Here is a 24,050-nt window from a genome sequence, read left to right on the forward strand (position 1 = left end):
GTTGCTGCTGCCATTGCGACGCACAGACGATTCAGTCTCATAGTCATGTTGCTACCCATCGTTATCTGATTTATTTATTTGTATATTGGGGCCTTTCCGTCCTCGGCCGGACTACAGCTAATACGGAATCAGCCAGCTATTGAATGGTATCGATACCAACCGATTATCACAACCTTTTTAAAGTTATGATTGACCCCCTTTGATCGGGAGTATTCTATTTTCACGCACCGTTCGTTAGAGGGGGTCGTTAACGATAACTGCGAAAGTTCCTGTAAAACCAGTAACTTAAGTGGATGATTTCGTTTGTTTCGGAGCTGCTCTTTATTATTTTATGTTCGGCTGTTAGTTATTTATATAATAAAAAAATATAAAGGCCCGAGTGAAAGTTCGAAGGAGATGGTGGTGGAGCTAACAAAATGCCTTGCACAGGCCACCCATCGGCTTGAAAATAGCAGCCGGCGCTACCAGCCGGGACTCACGAGGACGCTAACCTATGCCTTCAAAGAAGAAGCCTATTAACCCGCCTAAAGACAAAAAAACTAAATCATCCAAGCCCTCACGCAAACAGTCGGTGACTCTGCACGATGTCGCCGCCAAAGCCGGTGTGGGCTCGATGACGGTGTCGCGAGTGGTGAATGGCTCTACCTCGGTGAGCCCAGAAATGCGCGAGCGGGTAGAAAAAGTTATACGGGAGTTAAATTATGTCCCTAACTTAGCGGCTCGGGCTGCTCGTAGTGGACAGCAGCGAATTGGCATCATTTTTAGCAACCCCAAGTCCTCTAATCTCGGGGAATTTTTAATGGGGGCTTTCGCGGCCAGTGGTCAGCGGGGCTGCCAACTGTTGATTGAGCCGCTTTTGGCTCACTCTGAACCGATTGATGCACTAAAAAAGCTGATTGAACTGGGGGTAGAGGGGGTCATCCTCCCGCCTCCGATCTGCGATTCGCTGGAGGCGCAACAGTTGGCGGCTCAAAAAGATGTACTGCCACTTAGTTTTGCTTCGGGCAGTCCTCGCCTGCATTCGCCGGCTGTGTTGATCGACGATTTCTCTGGTGCTCGTGCCATGACGCATCACCTGATCAGTCTAGGGCATAAGAAAATCGCTTTCGTCAAAGGCGACCCTGCTCACTCGCCCGCCGAAAACCGGTTACATAGTTATCTGGCCGCTATGGCCGAAGCGGTTATCGAGGTGCCTGATCAGTGGATGCCGGAAGGTGATTTTAGTTACCGCTGTGGGCTTGAAGTGGGGAAGAGTCTTTTACAGCTCCCCGTCTCAATACGGCCGACGGCAATTTTTGCCTGTAATGACGAAATGGCTACTGGGTTAATTGCAGTCGCTCATGGTTTAGGGTTGAAGGTACCAGAAGATGTCAGTATCGCTGGCTTCGATGATACCGCCCTGGCGTCGGCTGTCTGGCCTCAGTTAACCACCATTCATCAGCCTATTGCGGAAATGGCTGAAACCGCCGTGACCATGCTTGCGGACATTCTTGCCGCTGGCCCCGGCGCCTCAAAGTATGATGGTGTGGTTAAGCACTATGTGGCCCCGTACAAACTGATAGCGCGAGGCTCTACCGGCCCGGTTGCAAAATAACATCGCAACTCTCCATGACTGACTCGTTGAGCTGAATAAATAACGCTTGCAAGTTATATTTGGTATCGATACCATTTAACTTGAGCGAAGGCTTAAGCCTTTGAGGTTATTTAGCAGTGGAGCAAAGCAGTGATTCGCATAGGGGTAGATTTTGGCGGTACAAAAATTGAGGTGGCCGCTATTGATGATTCGGGGGAGTTTTGCTCCCGCCTGAGGGCGCCCACCCCGGATACCTACGAGGAGGCGATTGCCACAATTTCCCGACTGGTGACGGAAACCGAGCAAACCTTAAAGCTTCGCCAGCGCGCCAGTGTGGGTATTGGCACCCCGGGCTCGGTCTGTCGAGTGACCGGCAAATTGCGCAATTCAAATCGCCAGTACCTTAATGGCAGCCCACTCACCCGGGATCTCGAAGCCGCTTTGCAGCGCCCTATACGAATCGCCAACGACGCCAACTGCTTCGCGCTATCGGAAGCTTATGATGGTGCGGCAGGTGGAAAGCAGATTGTGTGTGGGTTGATATTGGGTACCGGTTGCGGCGGAGGGCTGGTTATCGGTGGTCAGTTAATAGAAGGTGCTAATGGTATTGCGGCTGAGTGGGGGCATAATCCGTTGCCTTGGGCAGACTTAACCGAAAACAATGGCCCCGCCTGCTATTGTGGCAGAAAGGGGTGTTTGGAACAGTGGATTTCCGGAACCGCGCTTACTCGGTGTTTTAATGCTCGCACGGGTAAGCAGGAGTCGGCAAAAACGATTGCGCAGTTGGCGCAAGAGGGTGATACCGCCGCTATCTACGAAATATCCGCTCTTATTAATCGCGTCGGGCGTGCCATTGCTTCTTTGTGCAATGTGGTCGACCCTGACGTGGTGGTCATTGGTGGCGGTCTTTCGAATATTCCGATGCTTTATAAAGAGCTGCCGTCGGTCATTGAGCAGTATGTGTTTAATGACACATGGCGAGGTAGTGTGTTGCCGCCGCGTTGGGGGGACTCATCTGGGGTAAGAGGGGCCGCCCGTTTGTGGGCGACCCCGTAACGGGGCGCTCGCAGATTTAGCGAGCCAGCCAGCCGCCATCGACAGCGATGGTGTAACCGTGAACATAATCTGACGCCTCGGAGGCTAGAAAGACCACAGGCCCTTTTAGATCTTCCGGTAGTCCCCAGCGCTCGGCGGGGATGCGCCCCAAAATTTCCGTACTGCGCTGTTTGTCTTCTCGAAGTGCCTTGGTGTTGGATGTCGCCATGTAGCCAGGTGCAATTGCGTTTACATTCACACCCGCCTTGGCCCACTCGTTGGCCAGCGCTTTTGTCAGCCCCATAATCGCACTTTTTGAAGCCGTGTAGGCTGGCACTCGTATGCCCCCCTGGAACGACAGCATGGAGGCAATATTGATAATCTTCCCGCCGCTGTTCTGCTTTTGAAATTGTTGGGCGGCGGCCTGACTTAAGAAAAATACCGTGCGCAGATTAACGTTTAAAACGTCATCCCAGTCTTGCTCGCTAAACTCAATGGCGTCAGAGCGACGAATGGTGCCGGCGTTATTGACCAAAATATCGAGCTTGCCGAATGCTGATACGGCTGTCTCAACGGCAGTGGCAATGGCGTCGGTTTTGCGCAGGTCCGCGTGCACATTTTCAAAGCCGCGGCCCAGTGCCTGAATTTGCTCACGGGTTTCGGTGGGTTCACTGAAGTTGAGCCCAACGATATCGCAGCCCGCCTCGGCGAGCGCGACTGCCATCGCTTGGCCCAAACCGGTATTGCAGCCGGTGACTAAGGCAACTTTGCCGTGCAAGTTAAAATTATCTAAAATCATAAATACCTCCGTTCAGTCGTGGCGAGCCGCCCCCAATAGTGGGAGGTGTGCTAACTCACCACGAATTAATTGTTAATGGCGCCAGCCCCAACAAGTGGACCGGTACTTTTTCGGGCTAACAAATCAACACCAATCGAAACGCGTTGAGCTGGGCGATCGGGGAATACCACTCGATCTTGCAGCTGACGGATAGCGGCTCGCCCCACCTCTTGACGATCAATTTGCATTGAGGTCAGTGAGGGCGAAGCATGTTCGCCAACCGATAAGCCATCAAAGCCCATCACCGATACGTCTTCAGGTACGCTAAGACCGTTGGCCTGCAGTGCTTGTATAGTGCCCAGCGCTACGATGTCGTTGACGCAGAAAAAAGCGGTCGGGCGTTCATCTACACTGTTCAAATAATTCGTAACAATTTCCCGCGCGCGAATGCTGATAGCCTCTGGAGAGCCCAAATCAAGAAGATGGCTCTGTGGGTCGAACGTTATTCCCGCTTCTTCAATGGCATTGCGGAAACCATCCACCCGTCGACGAAATGACTCGCGGTAGGGGTGTGTAACATGAACGATGTTGCGATGACCCAAGTCGAGTAGGTAACGTGTCGCGCGCCAGCCCCCTAGGTGATAATCGGGTGAAACGCTAGGCAGTCGCATGTGTCGGTCCATGCCGTTAACGATGACCGTGGGGCGTCCGAGGGCATGAACTGCATCCACCACGGCGGGCTCGTCAATGCCCACTAAAAAAACCGCCTGAGGTGGGCCGGCGGGAAACAGAGTGTCGGGATGCGCCGCGCCTTCGGGCGAGCCGGTTACCGAAACGCTGACATTAATACCGGCTGCCTGCCCCTCGCGTACGATGCTATGAATGATCTCACCGTAGAAGCTGTCATTAGTGACATACCGGTCCAGCGTTACGATGGCCGCGGAGGTTAGTTTCTCCTCTGCGAGCCGCCCGCCTCGCCCGCGATAGCCCAACTCCCGAGCGATACGTAAAACCCGCTCCCGAGTTTCCGTGCTGACGCCTTTACGGTTATTCAGCACTTTGGAGACGGCCGCCACGGACACTCCGGCCTCGTCGGCCAGATCTCGTAGGGTGGGCTCGGTGTTTACATCAGATGTCACTTTTGTCACTCCTCGGTTACAGTTAACCGATTACTATGCACCGTTCATTGGTGAGAAACAACGCGCGCTTGATGAGTCGATCACCAAAAAAATTGCCGGTGTCCTAACGAGCGCATTAAGGCTTCCATAAAGTAATAGTCACCATAGGGCAGCATGGCGTCGTCTCGACCTGCCGGTACAAAAGCGGCGCCGTGAGCCAGAAGACCCTCAGCCCCCGGCGTGCGGGTGAGATCGCAGGTCTCAAGTAGACCATCGAGTAATCGGTCGGCGTGGGAGCGCCACTTCTCAGACTCATCGCTGTGCGTAAGATCGGCCAAAAGATACATGCCCGCCGCCATCACAGCCCCTGCGGAGCTGTCTACCGGGTGGGTGCCATCGGCTGGCAGGGCAAAATCCCAAACGGGCACTGAGGTTTCTCCCATTAACTCAATGGCTTTATCGGCAACGGCGCGGGCGCAATCCAAAGATTCGGGCTCACCCGTAGCCGCGTAGCAATTGGCAAAGCCGTGAATTAACCAGGATTGACCGCGAGCCCAACAGGAGTCGTCGGCGTACCCTTGGTGGGTTTCGCCGCGCAGTGGTCTTCCAGTCGAGGGATCAAATAAGAACGTGTGAAAACTGGTTGAGTCTTCTCGCACAAGGTGGCGGCGGGTCGTTTGTGCGTGCAGCATCGCCACTTCCCGAAAATCTGCAATACCGGTTTCTCGGTGTGCCCAGTGCAGCAGAGCCAGGTTTTGCATGGTATCGGCAATCATTCGCCCATTGGCGAAGACGGCTTGATCTGGGTCGTGCGGCCCTACGGGCGTCCACGCTTGGAGATAGCCTCCTTCTTCGCGAAAGCGGCTCAGCAGTGCTCGGGCCGCTTCCAGGCCCATGTTGCGTGCCGTTTCGTCGCCAGTCATTTGCCAGTCGGCAACCGAGTGGAGGGAGAACAGAAAGCCGATGTCGTGATCGCGAGATCGACGATCTTCTAATACCGCGCGAAACTGGGGACGGCGTAATTGCGCCGCTTCGCGCAGTGCGGGGTCACCGGTCACTTGATAGGCGAGCCAAAGCTGCCCTGAGTAGAACCCCATGACCCAGTCGTAGCCCTGACAGTAAGACCAGCGATTGCCTTCTTTGCCAATTTTGGGGTTGCGCGCTCCGGCCAGTACGCGGGATTCGTTCAGCCGGTCAACACAGCGCATCAGCGCTTCCCGGTGGGCGAGGGTCGGCGCGGGGTCGTCCTTCCGGGCGAAATAGGATGCTTTTTGAACCTGCATGACACTTTACCTTAGTAAAAATTAACGAAAACATTGTGCTTTAGAGAAAAAGTTTCGTCAATATCTATTTTTTCGTTGATATTTCTTGTTATATTTGCCACCATCAAAATCATAGGTCGTATCACAGGGGTAAGCCCCAGGAGGTTGAATAATGCGCTTTGGTTCTGTCGCGTTTAGTTTGCTGACCCTGTTCATCCTCTCGGGCGCTGCGCCGTCGTGGGCTGAAACCTACCGCATCGCCACCAGTGTCCAGAAAGATGGAACCGCCGGTCGCCTTATAGAAGAGGCCGCTCTGAACATAGAGCAACGCACCGATGGGCGCGTGCGTTTTAAAATTTTTCACAACGGTCTGCTGGGAGATCAGCTGCAGTATCTGCAGCAGGTTCAGCGTGGCGTTATCGACGCCGGATTGGTTAATAGCGCGGCTCTGGAAAGCGTGATTCCCGAATTCGGGGTGGTCAATATGCCCTACCTCTTCCGTTCGGCAGATGAGTACCGGGCCGTGATGAGCAGCCCACTGGTGCACGAGACATTGTTTGCCTCGGCTACCCGCCACCATTTTGCGCCGCTGGCGTTCCTTAGCAGTGATTTTCGCAGTATTTACACGACCGTGCCGGTGCGGGACATTAATGACCTAAAGGGATTGAAGTTGCGCAGCATTCCCAGCAAAACCTATGTAGAGATGCTGCAGCGTTTCGGCGCCACGCCTGTGTTGATGCCATTCGGGGAGCTTTACTCGGGCTTACAGCAAGGGGTAGTGGACGGTGCTGAGGGTGGGCTGGCTGGTCTGTATCAAGCAAAGTTTGGCGAGGTTGCCAAGTATGTTTTGGTGACCGAGCAAACACGTTTGACCGATTTTGTGGTCACAAGTCTACAGTTTCCCCAAAAAATGGCGCCAGAGGATTGGGCGATTGTTGAAGAAGAATTTCGCCACGTCAGTCTTAAGTCGGTTGATTTTGCCGAAGCCAATGAGGCGGAGACGGTGGCCCTCGCCAAGGAAGAGATGGGCGTTCATTTTATTCAGGTGGATAAGGCACCATTTATCAAAGCCGTTCAGCCCATGTACCGCGAAACGCTTCAAGACCCTAAGCAAGGCGTGATTTTGGAAGCAATCTTTCGTGCCGCCGGCCGCGATATACCCCAATAAACGATCATTGCGAGTGAGCCACCCATGACCACACCACAACCTGCAATCGGCACTGGCCGAACATTCACCGCTCTGATCAGTAAAGGGCTGGGGTACAGTCTCGCCGCTTTGTTGGCCTTAATGTCTCTGGCAATTTTTTATCAGGTGCTGTCCCGTTATTTTTTTAATGCTCCGAGTATGCTGACGCAGGAGTTTTTACGCTACGCATTAATTTGGTTAGGGTTGCTGGGCGGTGGTTATTGTTTCCTTCTCGGTCGGCACTTGAACCTGCCGCTGTTGATGGATGTCCTTCCCCGCAGGGGTGAGCACTTTGTCCAAGCACTGAACCATTACCTGACGCTGACCTTTGGGCTCATACTTGTCTGGGGCGGTTACGACTCTTTCTTCTTTAACGCCCTGATGCGGACGCCGATGTTGCAAGTGCCGGTGGGGACTTTGCAATTGGTGTTGGTGTTGGCGGGGTTGATAACGGCCTATTCTCAGCTGCGCAGCTTGGCCCTAATGTGGAAGCAGCCGGAAACTACGTCCTTACTGCTGGTGTTGCCGTTTGTGTTGCTCAGCGTCATCGTTGCCACCGTTTGGGCGATAGCCGATGCGGGCCTCTTCCAGCAATGGGGGGCGAAAAATCCTGCACTAAGTTCCTTGGTGGTGATGTTCGGGACTTTTTTTGTTTTCTTAATTATTGGCAGCCCTATTGCGGTGGGGCTCGCCTTCTCGGGCATACTGACGCTGTTTTTGCACGTTAATCCGGCTACGGTGATGCCCACTATCGGCGAAACTATATTCAGTGGGCTAGACAGCTTTGGTTTTCTGGCGTTGCCCTTTTTTGTTCTTGCGGGCAACTTGATGAATGAAACCGGATTGGCTCGGCGTCTTATCGATTTGGCCATGATGTTAGGGCAGCGCATACCCGGCAGTTTGTGGCAGGCCAACATCCTGTCCAATATGTTGTTCGGTACCTTGTCGGGTTCTGGTATCGCGGCCGCGTCAGCCATTGGCGGAATTACCAGCCCGGTCGCGCGCGAGAAGGGCTACGATATGCCCATGACTACCGCTATTAATGCGGCGTCCGCCCCGGCCGGAATGTTGATTCCTCCCTCCGGCGCGCTGATCGTTTACTCTATCATCACCGGCGGTAGCGCCTCTATTATCGCGCTTTTTGTCGCCGGCTATTTGCCCGGCCTGATCATGAGTGGCTGCGTTATGTTGGTCGCTTTGTGGTATGCCAAGCGCAAGGGCTACGCTGCGGAAAGCCATCGTTACGGACGAAGTGAAGTTGGGCGGATTATTCTGCGGGCGATCCCTAGTTTGCTGATGGTGGTGTTGGTTATTGGCGGTATTCTGGGTGGCGCTTTCACTGCCATCGAAGGGTCGGGCGTCGCTGTGCTTTACAGTTTTATTTTGGCATTGCTGTATCGTACTCTGAGCGTGAAGTCGTTAATGAAGGTGCTGCTCGATACGGCGGTGGTCTCAGGCGTTATTTTGTTCCTCATTGCCTGCTCGGGGTTGATGAGCTGGACCATGACGTTTACGTCGATTCCGGAAACGATTGGCCATCTACTCACGCTGGTCAGTGATAATAAGTACATTATTCTTTTGATGATTAATGCGATTTTGCTGATTGTCGGCGTATTTATGGATATGTCTCCGGCAATGCTGATTTTCACCCCGATTTTCTTCCCGGTGGTCACAGAGCTAGGTGTGGATCCCATCCATTTTGGCATTATCATTGTGTACAACCTTGCGCTGGGGTTAGTGACTCCGCCGGTCGGTACCGTTTTGTTTGTTTCCTGCAGTATTACCGGTGAAAAAATCACTCGAATTATTTCGCCACTGCTACCTATCTTTGCCATGCAGGTTGTCGGCCTGTTGTTGGTTACCTTTTATCCCCCCATCAGTCTCGCTTTGCCTAGACTGCTGGGTTTCTAAATTAACAATCGTCCATAGAAAGTGCCCAGTTTGGGCCTAATGACATAGGAGAAGTAAGATGAAAATTGCGTTGATGAACGAATTTAGTCAAGCAGAGAAAAACCCAACCATTCTTAACGAGCTTGAGTATGTGGGGAGTAACGGCGGTCACACCGTTTTTAATGTGGGCATGGATGGTCCGGATGACCACCGTTTGACCTATATCCATCTGGGGATTATGGCGAGTCTCTTGTTAAATTCTAAAGCTGTAGACTTTGTCATCAGTGGTTGTGGGACTGGGCAGGGTTCGTTGATGTCACTCAATGCTTATCCGGGTGTGACTTGTGGCTATTGTATTGATCCTTCGGACGCTTACCTGTTTGCGCAAATCAATAATGGTAATGCCTTAGCTTTGCCTTTCGCGAAAGGATTTGGCTGGGGAGCCGAGTTGAACATGCGCTATATCTTCGAAAAAGCCTTTGAGTCCGAGCGTGGTCAAGGTTATCCGCCCGAGCGTAAAGCCTCACAGGTTGAGAATGCGGGGATTCTTAATAACATTAAAGATTGGGTGGCTAAGGATTTTGTAGAAGCGCTCAAGAGTATTGATCCGGCTTTGGTAAAAACAGCGGTATCGGGTAAGCGTTTTCAGGAATGCTTTTTTGAGCACAGCCAGGATGAAACCTTGAATGCATTTGTACGAGAGGTGTTAGAAGCCTAGCGAATCATCACAGGCGGCACTGTTGTGTCGCCTGTGATTTGTTAATTGTTTGAGCCTTTACCTCTCAGAGGTATAGTCAAGCTGGATTGTGCAAGACTACAGTGCGATACAGTTGCCGCTTCGGGTCCACATTCTTTGCGACTTACCGGTCACTCCTAAGGCGATACTCTCGAAAAAATGATATTAAAAATAGAAGATTTTATTGCGTCTTTTAGTTTTATTTCGACGCCTTTATAGATATTTTTATAGTTGCTCAAATCAAGTGCGATGCATCAAAGAATATCCAGCTCATCCCACAGTGCGTCAATCTTTTCCTTAACGGCCGGATCCATTACGATGGGTTCACCCCATTCGCGGTCGGTTTCGCCGGGCCATTTGTTGGTGGCATCCATACCCATTTTGGAGCCCAGCCCGGAAACGGGAGAGGCAAAGTCGAGGTAATCGATCGGCGTATTTTCTACCAGTGTGGTGTCGCGCGCGGGATCCATGCGGGTGGTGATGGCCCAAATCACATCTTGCCAGTCGCGGGCGTTGACGTCGTCGTCGGTGACGATCACAAATTTGGTGTACATAAACTGTCGCAAGAACGACCAGACGCCCATCATGACGCGCTTGGCGTGGCCGGGGTACTGTTTTTTCATGGTAACCACAGCCATACGGTACGAGCAGCCCTCGGGCGGTAAGTAGAAATCGACAATTTCCGGAAATTGTTTTTGCAGCAGCGGGATAAACACTTCGTTCAGGGCCAGGCCGAGTACGGCGGGTTCATCCGGTGGGCGGCCGGTGTAGGTGCTGTGGTAAATTGGGTCGCGCCGGTGAGTGATACGGGTGACGGTGAATACTGGGAAGTTATCCACCTCATTGTAGTAACCAGTGTGATCGCCGTAGGGGCCCTCGGGTGCCATGTCGTCGGGGGCAATGTGGCCCTCTAATATAAACTCGGCCGAGGCGGGCACTTGCAGTTCGTTATCACCAGCCTTGACCACTTCCGTTTTATCGCCGCGCAAAAGTCCGGCGAAGGCGTATTCGCTTAACGTGTCGGGTACGGGGGTGACTGCGCCTAAAATGGTGGCCGGATCGGCGCCTAAGGCCACTGCTACGGGAAAAGGTTGGCCCGGATTTGTTTGCTGCCATTCACGAAAATCCAAGGCGCCGCCGCGGTGACTTAACCAGCGCATAATCAAACGATTTTTACCGATTTTCTGCATGCGGTATATGCCGAGGTTTTGTCGCTCTTTGTGCGGCCCGCGAGTGATAACCAAAGGCCAGGTAATGAGTGGTGCGGCATCTCCTGGCCAGCAGGTTTGGATGGGGAGTCGGTCAAGGTCAACGGCGTCGCCTTCTAATACCACCTCTTGGCAAGGCGCTTTTTTTAATACCTTAGGTGCCATATTTAAAACTTGCTTAAAAATGGGCAATTTTTGCCATGCGTCTTTTAAGCCTTTGGGTGGCTCGGGTTCTTTTAAAAATGCCAGCAGTTTACCGATCTCGCGCAACTCGGTTACCGACTCTTCGCCCATGCCCAGAGCGACGCGCTCGGGGGTGCCGAATAAATTACCCAGTACGGGGATGTCGTAGCCTTTGGGGTTTTCAAACAACAGGGCGGGGCCACCGGCACGCAGAGTGCGATCACAGATTTCGGTCATTTCCAAATTGGGGTCAATCTCGGCGCTGATGCGCTTTAGTTGGCCACGTGCTTCGAGCTGTTGAATAAAATCGCGAAGGTCGCTGTACTTCATGGTAAATCCGGATGCGGGTTACGGGTTATGAAAAGTATAACGAAAAACGGGGAACATTTTACGTTCCCCGTTTTTCGTCAACCATTCACCGATTTATTACTTTCTCTTCATAGAGAGGAAGAACTCATCGTTGGTTTTAAAGTCTTTGAGCTTGTCGACCAAAAACTCAGTAGCCGAGACGTCTTCCATGTCGTTCAGCAGGCGGCGCAGAATCCACACGCGCTGTAGCTCGTCGTCTTTCATTAGTAGGTCTTCGCGACGGGTGCCAGAGCGGCGGACGTTAATGGCCGGATAGATGCGTTTCTCGGCGATCTTGCGGTCCAGGTGCAACTCCAAGTTACCGGTACCTTTAAACTCTTCGTAGATGACTTCATCCATCTTCGAGCCGGTATCGACCAATGCGGTGGCGATAATAGACAAGCTGCCGCCCTCTTCAATGTTGCGCGCGGCACCAAAGAAGCGTTTGGGGCGCTCCAGAGCGTGAGCGTCGACACCACCGGTGAGTACTTTACCGGAGGAGGGGATGACGGTGTTGTAGGCACGGGCTAAGCGGGTGATGGAGTCGAGCAGAATAATAACGTCTTTTTTGTGTTCAACCAGACGCTTGGCGCGCTCAATGACCATGTCGGCCACTTGTACGTGGCGGGCCGGTGGCTCATCGAAGGTTGAAGCTACCACCTCACCGCGCACCGAACGCTGCATTTCGGTTACCTCTTCCGGGCGCTCGTCGATAAGCAAAACAATCATGTGACACTCGGGATTGTTGCGAGTGATCGCCTGAGCGATGTTCTGCATCATAATGGTTTTACCCGCCTTGGGCGGTGCGACAATCAAGCCGCGCTGACCTTTACCGATAGGAGAGATTAAGTCGATGATGCGACCGGTCAAATCTTCGGTAGAGCCATTACCAGCTTCGAGCTGTAGACGTTGATCAGGGAAGAGCGGGGTGAGGTTTTCAAACAGAATTTTGTTGCGGGAGCTTTCGGGCTTGTCAAAGTTAATCTGATTAACCTTGAGCAAAGCGAAATAACGCTCGCCTTCTTTAGGGGGGCGAATCTTGCCCGCAATGGTATCACCGGTGCGCAGGTTAAAGCGTCGAATTTGGCTGGGTGATACGTAAATGTCGTCGGGGCCCGCTAGGTATGAACTGTCTGCCGAGCGCAGGAAGCCGAAACCGTCCTGAAGGATTTCTAATACCCCGTCGCCGTAGATGTCTTCACCGCTTTTGGCGTGACGTTTAAGGATATTAAAGATAATGTCTTGCTTGCGAGAGCGAGCGAGGTTTTCTTGACCCGTTTCGCGAGCGATATCAATCAGTTCTTCAATGGGTTTCTTTTTTAGATCGGTTAGATTCATACAGTTGGACTTGGTTGTGAATGAATAAGTTGCAGGAATTTGCGGCCCAGCAGGCTAAGTGACAGATACCATCGGTTTAAGGATTTAGGCACCATCGGTAAAGCCGGCGCGTATATTGTTGTTTTGCGACGCAAACTTCAATTAAATTTCTATTACAGTGCTCAGGTTTGATACTCCTAGCTTGCGAATACCCACAGATTTAAACTCTGGAAAGTAAAGAAGGTAGCAGGGAGTCTTAATTTTGCCCAAATCTGGCGGGTTGGTGGCGCTGATACCGGGCTGAACTAATGAGAGCTGTAACAAGTGATTCGGAGTATAGCGGCAAATTTCAAAAAGTGCAAAGCCCTGAAAAATTATCTGGAATGATTAACGCCGCGGTTTCGCGGCGTTAATAATGGGTAGTGTATCGCTGAGCTGTTAAAGCACAGATTCGATAAACTCAACCAGTTGCGGGCGTGACAAAGCGCCCACTTTGGTTGATTCAACACTGCCGCCTTTGAAAATGATCAGTGTGGGAATACCGCGAATACCAAACTTGGCCGGAGTCTCCTTGTTGGCATCAACATCCATTTTGGCAATTTTAATCTTGCCTGCGTATTGATCCACCAGTTCGTCGAGCACGGGGGCGATCATTTTACAAGGGCCACACCAAGCAGCCCAGAAATCGACCAATACCGGTAAGTCGGACTGTAGTACGTCGGCATCAAAGGAATCGTCGGTAACGTGAACAATAGCGTCGTTACTCATAATCAAAAAGTCTCCAAACCCACTATTGGGTAATTAGTGTTCAGTGCATTGTCATTGGGAATGCACCTGATATGGGGGCTGAGAACAAAAATTAAAGCCCTCTGTCCGCCTGAGCTGGGTAAATAATAAGGATAGTCCCGCTTGCGTTCAAGCGAGCGCTCGCTATGACGGTGATTGTGAGCAGCTATTTTACGCGAAATTCAGCCTTTGGGGGGCGAATCAACGCTCGGCAATGCGGTTGTCGACATTGATGCCGGGTGTTAAGCCCAGTTTGTCCAGGGCATTGGTTAGGTCATCCAAAGTGATCGGTTTGCACAAAAAATGATCCATGCCGCAGGCAAATACGGCCTCGCGGTGCTCTTGCAGGGCGTGGGCGGTGAGCGCGACAATGGTTGTGGCGGTTAGATTATTGCGCTTTTCGTAATCGCGAATGGCTTCTGTGGCCTCAAAACCATCCATTTCCGGCATTTCACAATCCATCAATATAAGATCGTAACCGCCCTCACTGGTGCGAAGCGCCTCCAGGGCTTGGCGACCATTCTCCGTCATCATAGGTTCGATGGATAATTTACCCAGCAGGCCCTTGATGACCATGCGGTTAACGGCGTTGTCTTCGGCGACCAGCACTTTTAAATGCGTCAGCGAGTTGTGTTTACGGATGGGATCGGTTTGATTGCGCTCCCCTGTGGCCAGTGTGACCCCCTGAGTTGTGCATAAAGCGGCGTAAAGCTTCTTTTCAATGATAGGTTTGCGGAGAATATTGGCGATCGCCAAACGCTCCAATGCGCCAGTGGCCAGTGCTTCATCTGAACTACTAAGTAAAATAATGGGCAGTTGCTCGGCGGTTTGCTCGCGCCGAATTCGCTCGGCGAGCTGTAGGCCAGATAAAATAGGCAGCTGTTGGGATAGCAAGGCAATATCAAAGTGCGAGCCTGCCTCGAGTGTTTCCAGAGTCTCGCTGGCACTGCTGAGGCTCACAAGCTCAATGCCCCAATGGCTGCAGTAGTGAGATATCAGCGTGCGTATGGCTTGGTTGGGTTCGGTTAGTAGCAGGCGCTTACCTGCCAGTGCTTGATGTGCCTCGGGTATGTTGGCAACGCTATTAGACGGCGCAAAGCAGGCGGTAAACCAGAAAGTGGAGCCCAGACCTTTGCGACTGAATACGCCGATTTCCCCGTGCATTAACTCCGTAAGGCTTTTGCAAATAGCCAGCCCCAGCCCCGTGCCGCCGTAGTGGCGGGTGGTGGAACTATCGGCTTGGTTAAAGGCGTCGAACAGAGTGTCTTGTACGGTTTTACGGATACCAATACCGGTGTCGCTGACACTGACTTTGATTTTGGGAGCAATGTCGGTACTGTCCTCTTCCAGCGCCACATCGACCGAGATTACCCCTTCGCTGGTAAATTTGAATGCGTTACCCACCAAATTAGTAATGATCTGTCGCAACCGGGTGGGGTCGCCGCGCAGTTTGGTGGGTATATCGGGAGCAATATAGCAATACAGTTCTAGGCTGCGCTTGTTGGCCGTGGCCCCAAACAATTGAATGCAATCCTCCACCAGCGAGCGAATATCGAACTCTGCGGTTTCCAGCTCCATTTTGCCCGCTTCAATTTTGGAGTAATCGAGAATATCGTTAATGATGTCGAGCAGAGTTTCACCGCTGCGGTGGATTACCTCTAAATAGTGTTTTTGGTTATCGTCCAGACGTGTGTCGCGTAGCATTTCCACCATACCAATCACCCCATTCATAGGAGTGCGAATTTCGTGGCTCATGGTGGCCAGGAACTGACTTTTGGCACGGTTGGCATCTTCGGCGATCAGTTTTTGCCTGCGCGATTCTATTTTCTCTTCTTTTTCTGATAATAAAGCCAGCTCCATAGAGCGGCGACGCTCAATATCGTCGAGCAGTGTCTCACGCATGTGGTTGATGGCGTTGGTGACATTGTCCAGTTCATCCGGGGCTTGGTCAGTCTTAATGCGATTCAGTGTTAAGGGAGTGGACAATTTTTTAAGATTGAGCTGGTTAGCGTATTGGGCAATGGTGACCATATGACGGGTCAGCATTGTGTGGATTAGCCATAAAATCAGCAGTGAAATAATCAGTGTTTTACCGCCTTGAATGGCAGCAATAAAGAAGGCGCGTTCAAACAGTTTATCGTAAATACTGGTCAGGTTGGCAGTGACCGTGAGCGTGCCGAGGTGCTGGGCGCTGGTGCTGGCATCTTGATAGATTAGCTCGTACTGCTTGATCAGGTAACGGTTGGGATTGCTCTTTATGGTGCTGTTGTTAATGTTGGGATGAGCGGCGGTCAGAGTTTGGGGTTGATTGTTCCAATCGTGCCAGTCGACTTGTACCTGCACCACGTCGGCCACTTCTAAAACACCGTCTACCTGGATTTGCAGTTGCTCTTGATCGAAGCCCCACAGGCTTTTGGTGATGCTGGCCAGAGTGCTAACTCTAACTTGGTCGAGGCGCTTCTCCAGCGAAGAGACGTCATCGTTAAAGCTGGCGTAGAGCTGAAAAATAATGGCGATCAGGGTAATTAGGGAGCTGCATATAATAATCAGCCCGAGCAAACGGGTGGCGATTGGGTTCTCGCGGGCGTATTTAAAAAAGGACAGCATGTAAGTGGTGTCACATCCGAATGGTCTGCTTTTAGTAATTGTAGCAGTGAACGCAGGAAAGTCAGATGTTTAGGTCCGATTCTTTTGCAAAGGGCGATGGTGGCGAAACTTGTCGCGCTGTTAAGGCCAAGGTTTAATGGTCGCTTAGGTGTAGGCACCTAAGACATCGTTGAGAAATCGCATGCCGAGCTCAGTGGTGCCGATACGTAAATGGCGCGGGTGTACTAAGCCTTTATCGACTAACCCTTGCCAGTGCGGTTCGAGTGCTTGTGAGGGGAGGCCGGTGCGGGCCGGGAATAGCTCGGGAGCGCAGCCCTCGTTTAACCGCAAGGTGTTGAGTAAAAACTCCAGCGGTAGAGCCGTGGGGTCAATGGCCTCGCGGCCGGCAACAAATGGGTTGCTATAGCGCCCCGGGCCTTGTTGTGCTGATAAGTAAGCCTCGGGCTGACGAGTCTTCCACTGGCGGAACACATGGCCCGGGTTGGGCTGAGTGATTTTACCGTGGGCCCCGGCACCAATACCTAAATAGTCGCCAAACTGCCAGTAATTGAGGTTGTGTTGGGCGCGTGCGCCACGGGCGTAGGCCGATACTTCGTAACGCTTAAAGCCGGCCTGTTCAAGCCTGGCGTGACCCTCATCCTGAATGTCAGCCAGGGTGTCTTCAATCGGGAGTGTGGGAGGCTGACTGTAAAACACGGTGTTGGGTTCGATGGTGAGCTGGTACCAGCTTAGGTGCTCGGGCTCAAGCGATAGCGCGGTGTTTAAGTCGTCCATCGCCGCACTCAAGCTTTGGCCCGGCAGGCCGTGCATTAAATCGAGATTGAGGTTATCAAAGCCGGCCCGGCGTGCGGTGTCCGCTGCTCTGAGGGCCGAATGGCTGTCGTGAATGCGCCCCAGTGCTTGCAGTTGTTCGTCTTGAAAGCTTTGAATGCCGATGGACAGGCGGTTGACGCCCGCGGCGCGAAAGCCTGTGAACTTGTCTTGTTCAAAGGTGCCCGGGTTGGCTTCCAGAGTAATTTCTATGTCGTCGCTAAAACCGAGAGTGCGTTCGGCGTGGTCGAGTATCTGACCGATCGCGCCGGCGGAAAATAAGCTGGGGGTGCCGCCGCCGAAAAAGATACTGGTGAGCTTGCGCCCTTGGGCCAGCTCGGCATCGGCGAGTAAGTCCTGCGCTAGGGCTTGGACATAGTCCCGCTCGGGCAGCGTCGTGTCACTTTGGTGGGAGTTGAAATCGCAGTAGGGGCATTTGCGAACACACCAGGGAATATGAATATACAGAGACAGCGGTGGAAGCGTGAGCACAGAGGTTAAGTACCAGGTTAAGACATTGCGCCGCTATTATCGCATGTGTGAGATAAAAAAACGGGCCCATTTGGGCCCGAGGTAAGGAGAATAAAACGAGCAGTGGTCATTAGAAGCTTAGCTGCACACTCACCCAAAAGTTGCGGCCGGCATCTTTAACGTTGTAGTTATCGGTAAAGACCACTTCACTGACCGCACCGCGACCCGTGGCCAAGGTATAGACACCGTCGTTGTCCAGGTCGACATATTCGGTGGTGTAAGAGGTGAAGTCTTCATCTAGCAAGTTATTAACACGGCCAAAGACGGTGATGTTGTCGGTCACTTCATAGGTAATGCCTAGGTGCAGCAACGCGTAATTTTTATAGTACAACGGCTTGTCGAGCACGCTGTCCCAACTGCGGTAGCGGTCTGAGCGGAACTCTCCCTGTAGCATCATGCTGAGATTGGGCAAAATGGTCCAGTTGATAGAGGCATTGGCCATGTGCTCGGCGGTGTTGGTCAGCGGCTGACCTTCCTCAGGGCCGCTGGTCTGTTCGCTGTCGGTCCAGGTGTAGTTGGCATTCAGCGACCAGCTGTCGCTCAGAATATAGCGCCCGGCGATTTCTACGCCCTGAATATCCACTTGGTCGATATTAATTTTTTGACTGTAGGTGTCGTAACCGAGACTGTCGTAGGCACCCAGATTGACACAGGGGCGTTGGCCGCCGGTGGTCTCACAGCTGTAAATGGTATCGCCACTGGCAATTTTGTCGTCAAAGCGAGTGTTGAAATAGGTGGCATTAAAGTTGTGACCATCATTGCCGGTCCAGTAGATGGCAATTTCGCTGTTGACGCTGGTTTCTGGCTCCAGGTCTGGGTTGCCGGCAAACGGCGAGGTGCCCTGGCCGCCAAAGCCGGTGATGCCGTCGTACAGATCCGTAGTTTGCGGCGTTTTATAACCGGTGGCCACACCGCCTTTAACGGTCCAGTTGTTGTTAATGGTGTACACCCCGTACAGGCGCGGCGATACCTGACTGCCGAACACATCGTGTTCGTCGTAGCGCACGCCGGCGGTGATGGTGAATGGAGTGGCTAGAGTCCAGCTGTCCTCTACAAACAGAGAGTACATTTCTTGTTTTTGAATGCCGCCGGGGTTATTGGTTTCTAAACCGAATACGCCATCTTCCAGCTCGCCGTCAATGACCTGGCCGCCGAGCACAAATTTGTGGCTGCCGGCAGCTTCAAAGGGTATGTCGACGCGGGCATCGAGTGTGTACTGGCGGCTCTCCAGTGGGCGGTCGGGGCGCGGTAGGAAGGTGGTCTCGGCCAGATTGCGGCGCTCCTCTTCGCTCATGCCGGCATATTCGCCGGTGCCATCGTACATCTCTTGTAAGTGCAAGCGCTCTTCTACACTCAGTGGCAGGGTGCGACCGTCGTTGGCAGTGTCGACGTAAGACAGTGACAGGCTGCTGGTGCCGAAGCTCCAGTCGGCGTCGTGGCTCAAGGACCACCAGGCGCGGTTAAACTCTTGATCAGCGGCGTAACCGGCACGAGGGTTTACCTGTCCGCCACTGGTTTGCCAAAGTGCTGCGATATTGTCTTTGGTGCCCAGTGGGTAAGACAGTTCACCGGTGTCCGGGTTGGTAAACGGTGTGTTGTCGTAAACCTGCTCGGAGTAGTCGTAAGCAAGACGCAGAGTGTGGTCGCGGTTTGGTGTCAAAGTTAAGGTGGCGCCGTATTCCTGACTTTCGCTGTCGACTGTGCGTCCGCCGCTGCCAAATCCGAGGCTGCGATAATGCGTTGTGCCATTGGGGTCGACGGCAGGCTCAAACTCAGGCGATGAGGCTTCGGTATCGTACAGACTGCCGCGCACACCAAGGGCGAGCGTGTCAGCAATCAGTGGTCCGGCCACGAAAAAATCCGCTTGGGTGGCATTGCCAAAGTCGCTGTTTTGCTGAATATTACCGGCTAGGTTAACGGTGCCGAACCAGTGGTCGATATCTTTTTTGGTGATGATGTTGATGACACCACCGAGCGCGTCGGCGCCGTACAGGGTGGAGGCCGGGCCGCGAATCACTTCAATTTGTTCGATGGCTTCAGCCGGAGGCATATGGCCAAACGCGTTGCCGCCAAAGTTGTTGGGGTAGATGTCGCCGTGGTTGTTTTGGCGTTTGCCGTCAATCAAATACAGGGTGTATTCGCCGGTTAAGCCACGCATACTGACGCTGCCCTGGCCGGTTTTGTCGCGCGTAGTGCCGATATCAATACCTTCTTGGTATTTGAGCATATCCAGTAAGTTAACGTGGGGGCGGGTGAGAATTTCGGTTTGATCGATTACCGAGATACTGGCTGGCGCATCCACAAGCTTTTGTTCAAAGCCCGAGGCGGTTATCACCATTTCTTCTACTTTTTGATTGTTGTGTTCGGCGTTGGCGGCCATTGTGGCTAATAACGCTGTGGTGCTGGCCGCTCCAATCAGTAGTTTATGGTGTAGCGCGGTACCTTGTGACATATCCTGTCCCCCAATTGGTGTGATAATGAAGGTGAGAATTATTCACATTTACGGATGATAATGCAAGAGAAATCTATTCGCCGCTTGCTAATGTCCGTAAATTCAGTGGTGGGTGGGTCTTTTAGGGCGCGCCAGACTTGGATATAGAAGGAGAAGCTAAGCTTTGGGTTCTTATTGCGTTGATTTCTTGGAGGGGCGATAAATCCCATCAGGCCCAACTAAGTGTTGTGCCTGATGGGGCGATGTTTAGGGAGTTACGGACGAGGGTCGTCCAAGACCCAGCGTACATTATCCACTTGCAAGGTGACGCCGCCTTGCTCGCCAGCCGGCAAAATAGCGAAGGGAGTATTGACTGAGGTTAGGTCTAGCCCGCCTGTGACAAAGTCTGCCACCGGAATAACAACCGTTTCCCAATCAGCACTGCTGTCTAGGCTTATCGGGCGGTCACCAGAGGTGCAAGGGTGAACGCAGTCGGCCTTGACGATCAGCTCAGTGGTTTGCGGGCTGTAAATATCAAACACTAGGTAGCCGTTGTTAAAAGCGCTGACATCGCGCACGGTGCCCGGCTCGGTTTGGATAAACATCAGGCCGTTGCCCCCGGCTTCGGTGAACTCGCCCTGAAATACTTGGCCGCGAGCGACGTCAACCGCATCAATAATGCTGATCTGTACATGGGAACCGCTGGCGCTCCACTGGCCGATATTGCCCCAAGCCATGTCCACGGCATCAATAAAGATATCAAAATCTTCGGTGAGTGCCAGCGGTGGCTCCACCGGTTTAACATCGCAGTTGGTGGCTCCACCCAAACAGGTAAGGCGGATGTTTTTCAGTTGCACATGAGCGGTGCCGTCGATCGGCTCAATGACAAACGGGTTGGTGATATGCGTGTAATCTACCGTAGGGCCCCACCATTCGCCATCGTTGGCCTTAAGGGACCAAAGGCGTACAGCGACCTCGGACCACTCGGCGGCTGCACCGACATCGGCGGGTATCTCAATTTCGTGAAAGCTAAGATCGGGCCAGCCGCTGTCGAGTTTAATACGCAGCTTGGTGCCGGGCTCAATATCCAAAACTCGTAAATCAAAACGTAGCTCACCCAGATTTTTAGCACGGCTGTGTAGGTTGTCGCCAAAGTTAAGACCCGTCTCGGAGGTTAAAAAAGCCGCTGCAGGCAGGGCAAAAAAGTCCAAGTCCCATACGGTTTCACCATCGGGGCCGGTGGCACTGGGCATTGAAGTGATAGTGCTGGCATCCTCGGGGTAAATGCCGGGGGTAAGGCCAGAGGATACCTCACCTGCATCACCTTCTAGGGTGAGTGTTTGAACGCCGTCTTGATAGAAATACAGTTCATCGCGGCTGTCGGCGGGTGGTACGTGGCCGCTGATTGACTGTGGCGCTTCGCCAATGGTGGCGCAGCCTCGGCCAGTGACCGGATCGGCCGAACATTGGTAAACACGAACATAGTCAACTTCCATCGTTTGTGGAAAGCTAGTGCTTCCGTCCGGGTAGGGAAGCCAATCGGCGGCCCCAATGGCGAGATTTAAAATCATATGAAAAGGTTGGTCAAACGGTTGAGCACCGGAGGAAACTCGATAACCCGCTTCTTGCCCCGCCCAATGGTAGTTAAACCAGTTGCCGCTATTGGTGGCGAAATGTACGTCGTCCACATACCAGCGTATTTCACCTTCTTCCCATTCAACCGCATAGGTGTGGAATTCATCCCAGATGTTGGTCGGTGGTATATGGGGCGCACCGCTGTTCTGGTTCCAGGGCCATGAGAAACCGTAGTGCAATGTGCCGTGCACGGTGTTTGGGTCTGAGTCGTGGTCGGTGGTGCCGGGAGCAAAGGCTTCGAAAATATCGATCTCGCCACTTTGTGGCCAGCCGCCGTAGGCTTGGTCGGTAGGTAGCATCCAAATTGCGGGCCACATACCGCGTCCCATGGGCATACGCGCGTGGATTTCCATGCGGCCGTATTGCCAGTCGGCTTTGCTCAGCGTGCGTAAGCGAGCAGACGAGTAGTCTTTACACGCGGAGGTATCGTTAGGGTCATAGGCAGGGTCTTCCTGACTGACAGAAGGGCCGCAAATTTGACTGGGCTCTTCGCGCGCTTCGATAATTAAGTGACCGTCTTGTAGGTAGCTGTTCGCGGGATCGTCGGTATAACACTGGCCCTCATTATTACCACCGCCCCAACAGTTGACCTCGTGTTCCCACTTTGCAGAATCAATACTGACACCTTCAAATTCATCCTGCCAGACCAGATCCCAGCTCGATTCACTGCTAGTCGATGACGAGGAGTGGCTGGAAATAGAGCTGAATGCGACAGAACTGTTGGAACTTGTCGAACTTGATGAGCTTGAAGAACTCTCGGAGCTTGAGGATTCTTCGGAACTAGAAGAGCTCTCAGAGCTAGAAGAACTAGAAGAACTAGAAGAACTAGAAGAACTAGAAGAACTAGAAGAACTAGAAGATTCCTCGGAGCTGCTGGACTCTGATGATTCAGAGCTTGCAGAGCTAACAGCGACTACTGAACTTGCCGAAGCCTCGCTGGAAGCTGCCTCGGAGCTGGCAATACTCGATTGCACGGAAGAGACAGCCGTAGAGCTTTGTGAGCTCTGAGCGGGGGATGAGCTGGAAGAAGCCTCGGAGCTGATCGCCGCATCACTGGACGCGACGCTAGAGGCCTCGGAGCTGGCGAGGCTTGATTGCTCGGATGAAACTGCAGAGCTCTGTGTGCTAGACGTTGACGATGAGTTGTTGTTCTCAGTGCCGTCGCTAGTACCACCACAGGCGGATAAGGCAAGCGCTAAGGCACTCACCAGTAAGGGTAAGCCAAAATTCGATGACATGTTGACCTCGTTATTATTGTTTATAGAGGGAGCTGCTCAATAAAAAGCGCAGCCGCAAATTGTGATTGCCGATACCTTTAATGTAACGGTCTGGGCACGAGGGTAGTGTGTCTGGCGGTACGAGATCAGTCGTCCCAGTTTACTGGAGCTTTTGAAGGTGGGCGGAGTGTCTTGTTAGCGAGCAATAAGTGACCATTCCCACTTTTATAGTGGGGCTGATACCAAAATAAAACCCCAGCCGGGGGTTAGTGGAATATAAAAGAGGGGTGTTGGGTTATTGTGTGAGTTGCGCCAATAGAAGTTTTAGCGCCGCCGCCCGGTGGCTGATTTTGCCTTTTTCGTCTTTCGATAATTCGGCTGCAGCACATTTGTGAGTCGGCACATAAAACAAAGGGTCGTAGCCAAAACCGCCATCACCCGCTGGTGCCGACAGGATTCGGCCCTCCCAGCTGCCTTGGCAAATAATGGGGGTGGGGTCTTCGGCGTGGCGCATATACACCAACACACACTGATACCGTGCCGTGCGGTCTTGCTCGGCGACGTTTTCCAGCTCGCGCAGGAGCTGTTCATTGTTGCTGGCATTGCTGGCGCCGATTCCTGCGAAGCGGGCAGAATAGATACCGGGGCGGCCATTGAGGGCGTCCACCTCTATGCCTGAGTCGTCCGCAAGAGCCGGCAGGCCGGTTGCGCGGCAGGCATTGCGAGCCTTTAAAATGGCATTTTCCACAAAGCTTAAGCCGGTTTCATCTGCATCACTTACGTTGTAATCCGACTGCGGCTTGACGGCAAAACCGACACCGGCTAACAATTGATTAAACTCTTTCAGTTTGCCCGGATTGGAGCTGGCAAGAACGATAGTCTGCATAATTATTGACTGTCCTTAACGTAGAGCGTGCGAGAAAACTTGAGTGGCAATGGCTGCTCGCTACCCTCGGGGGTAACGTCAATGGCGAAATTAAAGACCTCTTCGTTCGTGTGTCGCAACGGGGCAATAAAATAGGTCGCCTTGCCCTCGTTAATGGTTTGGAATTTGAGTGTTTGCATTTGTTGAATCAGGTTAGTGGCTGTGCCCGTTACCTGTGCGGGCAGGCCTAAGTGAGAGGCATCTCCGCCGGTTTTGGTAACGCTAATATTGATCAGCACCTGATTGTCGGCACGGCTGATTTGATAAATATTGGCAACATCGACCGGCACAAACGCACTGTTAAACACACTGAAATGGACGGTGTGATCTTGAAAAACTTTACTGCGTTCGCTCTGCTCAATAACCCGCGCGTCAGGGATTTCGCGTGGCGCTGCGATGGTTGTAGAAGCCCATAACATGGAGAGTAAAGTGGTTAAGACTATAAAAAAATTGACCAGTAACTGCATAGGTTGT

General features: G+C 52.6%; 17 protein-coding genes. 5 read left to right on the plus strand and 12 right to left on the minus strand.

The window, feature by feature from the left end:
* Positions 1–493: 493 nt before the first annotated feature.
* Both Q4563_RS12580 and Q4563_RS12585 read left to right on the plus strand, forming a co-directional pair.
* The gene (locus Q4563_RS12580; protein WP_303604722.1) at positions 494–1,594 is read left to right on the plus strand and encodes a LacI family DNA-binding transcriptional regulator; all 1,101 of its coding nucleotides are present in this window, start codon (positions 494–496) and stop codon (positions 1,592–1,594) included.
* 129 nt (positions 1,595–1,723) lie between these two features.
* Positions 1,724–2,629, plus strand: coding sequence for an ROK family protein (locus Q4563_RS12585; RefSeq protein WP_303604723.1), 906 nt, complete (start codon positions 1,724–1,726; stop codon positions 2,627–2,629).
* A gap of 16 nt (positions 2,630–2,645) precedes the next feature.
* Here the strand turns inward: Q4563_RS12585 and kduD are convergent, their stop codons facing one another.
* From kduD to Q4563_RS12600, 3 genes are all read right to left on the minus strand, one after another.
* Positions 2,646–3,407, minus strand: a complete 762-nt coding sequence (gene kduD / locus Q4563_RS12590) for a 2-dehydro-3-deoxy-D-gluconate 5-dehydrogenase KduD (RefSeq protein ID WP_215974933.1) — start codon at positions 3,405–3,407, stop codon at positions 2,646–2,648.
* 65 nt (positions 3,408–3,472) lie between these two features.
* Positions 3,473–4,525, minus strand: coding sequence for a LacI family DNA-binding transcriptional regulator (locus tag Q4563_RS12595; protein WP_215974932.1), 1,053 nt, complete (start codon positions 4,523–4,525; stop codon positions 3,473–3,475).
* Between the two features lie 80 nt (positions 4,526–4,605).
* Entirely contained in the window at positions 4,606–5,787 is a 1,182-nt protein-coding gene (locus Q4563_RS12600; protein WP_215974931.1) for a glycoside hydrolase family 88 protein, read from the minus strand.
* Between the two features lie 151 nt (positions 5,788–5,938).
* Here Q4563_RS12600 and dctP point away from each other — a divergent pair, with 151 nt between their 5' ends.
* Genes dctP through Q4563_RS12615 form a run of 3 tightly spaced genes read left to right on the plus strand, consistent with a single transcriptional unit; the run spans position 5,939 to position 9,560 of the window.
* Entirely contained in the window at positions 5,939–6,934 is a 996-nt protein-coding gene (gene dctP, locus Q4563_RS12605; protein WP_215974930.1) for a TRAP transporter substrate-binding protein DctP, read from the plus strand.
* Positions 6,935–6,958: 24 nt separating this feature from the next.
* A complete protein-coding gene (locus tag Q4563_RS12610) occupies positions 6,959–8,863 on the plus strand; it encodes a TRAP transporter large permease (protein ID WP_303604724.1) in 1,905 nt (634 codons plus the stop codon).
* A 58-nt stretch (positions 8,864–8,921) separates the two neighbouring features.
* A complete protein-coding gene (locus Q4563_RS12615; protein WP_303604725.1) occupies positions 8,922–9,560 on the plus strand; it encodes an RpiB/LacA/LacB family sugar-phosphate isomerase in 639 nt (212 codons plus the stop codon).
* Between the two features lie 272 nt (positions 9,561–9,832).
* Here the strand turns inward: Q4563_RS12615 and ubiD are convergent, their stop codons facing one another.
* From ubiD to Q4563_RS12660, 9 genes are all read right to left on the minus strand, one after another.
* Positions 9,833–11,299 carry a 4-hydroxy-3-polyprenylbenzoate decarboxylase gene (gene ubiD, locus Q4563_RS12620; RefSeq protein WP_303604726.1) on the minus strand — a complete coding sequence of 489 codons (1,467 nt, stop codon included), beginning with the start codon at positions 11,297–11,299 and terminating at the stop codon, positions 9,833–9,835.
* A gap of 96 nt (positions 11,300–11,395) precedes the next feature.
* Positions 11,396–12,655 (minus strand): transcription termination factor Rho, encoded by a 1,260-nt coding sequence (rho, locus tag Q4563_RS12625; RefSeq protein ID WP_215974926.1) that lies wholly within the window; start codon positions 12,653–12,655, stop codon positions 11,396–11,398.
* A gap of 417 nt (positions 12,656–13,072) precedes the next feature.
* On the minus strand, positions 13,073–13,402 hold the full coding sequence (gene trxA, locus Q4563_RS12630; protein ID WP_215974925.1) for a thioredoxin TrxA: 330 nt from the start codon (positions 13,400–13,402) through the stop codon (positions 13,073–13,075).
* A gap of 219 nt (positions 13,403–13,621) precedes the next feature.
* On the minus strand, positions 13,622–16,027 hold the full coding sequence (locus tag Q4563_RS12635) for a response regulator (protein WP_303604727.1): 2,406 nt from the start codon (positions 16,025–16,027) through the stop codon (positions 13,622–13,624).
* Between the two features lie 144 nt (positions 16,028–16,171).
* Positions 16,172–17,329, minus strand: coding sequence for a radical SAM family heme chaperone HemW (gene hemW / locus Q4563_RS12640; protein WP_215974923.1), 1,158 nt, complete (start codon positions 17,327–17,329; stop codon positions 16,172–16,174).
* Positions 17,330–17,438: 109 nt separating this feature from the next.
* The gene (locus tag Q4563_RS12645; protein WP_215974922.1) at positions 17,439–19,820 is read right to left on the minus strand and encodes a TonB-dependent receptor domain-containing protein; all 2,382 of its coding nucleotides are present in this window, start codon (positions 19,818–19,820) and stop codon (positions 17,439–17,441) included.
* A 254-nt stretch (positions 19,821–20,074) separates the two neighbouring features.
* Positions 20,075–22,672: a glycoside hydrolase family 16 protein gene (locus Q4563_RS12650; RefSeq protein ID WP_303604728.1), complete on the minus strand. Its 2,598-nt coding sequence runs from the start codon at positions 22,670–22,672 to the stop codon at positions 20,075–20,077.
* A 274-nt stretch (positions 22,673–22,946) separates the two neighbouring features.
* Positions 22,947–23,537, minus strand: coding sequence for an RdgB/HAM1 family non-canonical purine NTP pyrophosphatase (rdgB, locus tag Q4563_RS12655; protein ID WP_303604729.1), 591 nt, complete (start codon positions 23,535–23,537; stop codon positions 22,947–22,949).
* Between the two features lie 2 nt (positions 23,538–23,539).
* The gene (locus Q4563_RS12660) at positions 23,540–24,043 is read right to left on the minus strand and encodes a DUF4426 domain-containing protein (protein WP_303604730.1); all 504 of its coding nucleotides are present in this window, start codon (positions 24,041–24,043) and stop codon (positions 23,540–23,542) included.
* Between the last annotated feature and the right edge of the window lie 7 nt (positions 24,044–24,050).

The organism is Gilvimarinus sp. 1_MG-2023 (assembly GCF_030548285.1).

Excerpts from the sequence above, each read along its gene's own strand:
- kduD (WP_215974933.1), bottom strand. The coding sequence starts at position 3,407 with ATGATTTTAGATAATTTTAACTTGCACGGCAAAGTTGCCTTAGTCACC.
- dctP (WP_215974930.1), top strand. The coding sequence starts at position 5,939 with ATGCGCTTTGGTTCTGTCGCGTTTAGTTTGCTGACCCTGTTCATCCTC.
- Q4563_RS12660 (WP_303604730.1), bottom strand. The coding sequence starts at position 24,043 with ATGCAGTTACTGGTCAATTTTTTTATAGTCTTAACCACTTTACTCTCC.
- trxA (WP_215974925.1), bottom strand. The coding sequence starts at position 13,402 with ATGAGTAACGACGCTATTGTTCACGTTACCGACGATTCCTTTGATGCC.
- rdgB (WP_303604729.1), bottom strand. The coding sequence starts at position 23,537 with ATGCAGACTATCGTTCTTGCCAGCTCCAATCCGGGCAAACTGAAAGAG.
- Q4563_RS12610 (WP_303604724.1), top strand. The coding sequence starts at position 6,959 with ATGACCACACCACAACCTGCAATCGGCACTGGCCGAACATTCACCGCT.
- rho (WP_215974926.1), bottom strand. The coding sequence starts at position 12,655 with ATGAATCTAACCGATCTAAAAAAGAAACCCATTGAAGAACTGATTGAT.
- Q4563_RS12645 (WP_215974922.1), bottom strand. The coding sequence starts at position 19,820 with ATGTCACAAGGTACCGCGCTACACCATAAACTACTGATTGGAGCGGCC.
- Q4563_RS12580 (WP_303604722.1), top strand. The coding sequence starts at position 494 with ATGCCTTCAAAGAAGAAGCCTATTAACCCGCCTAAAGACAAAAAAACT.
- Q4563_RS12635 (WP_303604727.1), bottom strand. The coding sequence starts at position 16,027 with ATGCTGTCCTTTTTTAAATACGCCCGCGAGAACCCAATCGCCACCCGT.
- Q4563_RS12650 (WP_303604728.1), bottom strand. The coding sequence starts at position 22,672 with ATGTCATCGAATTTTGGCTTACCCTTACTGGTGAGTGCCTTAGCGCTT.
- Q4563_RS12615 (WP_303604725.1), top strand. The coding sequence starts at position 8,922 with ATGAAAATTGCGTTGATGAACGAATTTAGTCAAGCAGAGAAAAACCCA.
- Q4563_RS12600 (WP_215974931.1), bottom strand. The coding sequence starts at position 5,787 with ATGCAGGTTCAAAAAGCATCCTATTTCGCCCGGAAGGACGACCCCGCG.
- ubiD (WP_303604726.1), bottom strand. The coding sequence starts at position 11,299 with ATGAAGTACAGCGACCTTCGCGATTTTATTCAACAGCTCGAAGCACGT.